This is a genomic window from Pseudomonas sp. 2995-1, from assembly GCF_002742505.1.
Taxonomy (GTDB): Bacteria; Pseudomonadota; Gammaproteobacteria; order Pseudomonadales; family Pseudomonadaceae; genus Aquipseudomonas; species Aquipseudomonas sivasensis.
Window position 1 is genome coordinate 1 of the sequence record NZ_LJSA01000644.1, and the last position, 271, is coordinate 271.

Annotated in this window: 1 protein-coding gene; it reads left to right on the top strand. The window is 39.5% G+C overall.

Translation table 11 applies throughout. The annotated features are described in order from the left end of the window. Nucleotides 1-44 precede the first annotated feature (44 nt). A partial coding sequence (locus AOA61_RS32055) for a GAF domain-containing protein (protein WP_218197428.1) occupies nucleotides 45-271 on the top strand: 227 nt, incomplete at its 3' end.

The following is a 271-nucleotide window of genomic DNA, read 5'->3' on the forward strand; positions in this document are numbered from 1 at the left end:
ACAGCCATGACCTTTGTAGAAATTTCGGATTAAAAGGTATTTTTATGCTGCCTCTAGTGTCTATGGGTGAAGTGCTAGGAGTGATAGCTGTTGCGACGTTTGAAGAAGCGCCAAACTATTCCGAGACTAAAATACAACTAGCACAGTCTATTGTGGATGCAACCGCGTCGACACTAGCCAACCTTTTGTATATGGAAAAACAAGAAGTCATTATACAAGAAAGAGCGTCGGAAGTAATCATAAAGAATAATAAGTTGAAAAAAGCAGTCAC